Below are 952 nucleotides of genomic sequence, written 5' to 3' on the forward strand. Positions count from 1 at the left end.
ATGGCAAGGATCGCCATACTGGTTCAGAAGCTCTTGATGCAGCTCCTGGTCTTGTCCAAGCGGGTGGCACGTTGAATTTGGTGGTCGATCAACTCAATAACACGGCAGCGGAAGGTTCGATTACAGGGGATGCGCATTTTAAAGCACAAGCAGTTGAAGGCAATCCACTGGAGTCCTTAAGTGGTTTAACTGGGGCTGGCGCTCTCTTTACACCGAAAGTGGATCTCAATAATGCAGGGGAACTTTCTGAGGGGCTCCCTTTACCAAAACCCCAATCGGGTGGTGTTGGGGGCACGCTGCCCAACCAAAATTTCATTTATGAAACGCGGGCAGAATTCCTTGATGTTGGCAAGTTTTATGGCTCAGCCTATTATTTGAACAGAATTGGTTACAATCCTGACAGAGAGATTTTTTTCTTAGGCGATGCTTATTTCGAAAAGGAATTGATTGAAAAACAAATGCGTGATCTGGTTGGTCAAGGTTTGGGTAAAGGCTCCTTTATTCCTGGAAGTGATGCCATTGAACAAGTCAAAACCTTGCTGGATGTCGGGGCAGAATATGCAAAAGCACACAATCTCCCCTTTGGTGAGGCTTTGAGTGAAGAACAATTGGCGTCCCTAGAAGCCCCGATGGTGATTTATGTGCGCCAACAGGTCAAGGGCATGGATGTTTACGCACCGGTGCTTTACATCCCTGAAAAAGACAGAGCCTCCTTTGTTTCTGCTGGGGCTTTGATCATGGGCGATGATGTCAATATCACCAGCCAAAATACAAGCAATTCCACAATAACCAATTCAGGGCGTATTGCGGCAAACCACCAATTGCATGTGCATGGCGGGGATATCCTCAGTCAAGGAGGGCATTTTGCGGCGGGTGGGGATGCTGTTCTCCTTGCGGAGAAGAATATTCGTTTGGATGCAGGGCGCACAACGGTTGACGGCGTGGAGACCGT

1 pseudogene is annotated in these 952 nt (G+C 48.3%); it reads left to right on the forward strand.

Annotated elements, in window-relative coordinates:
- Positions 1-952 (forward strand): annotated as a pseudogene (locus ACFILA_RS09600) (filamentous hemagglutinin); the annotation flags it as partial.

It is taken from the genome of Bartonella sp. CL71SXKL (assembly GCF_042194935.1).
Classification (GTDB): Bacteria; Pseudomonadota; Alphaproteobacteria; order Rhizobiales; family Rhizobiaceae; genus Bartonella.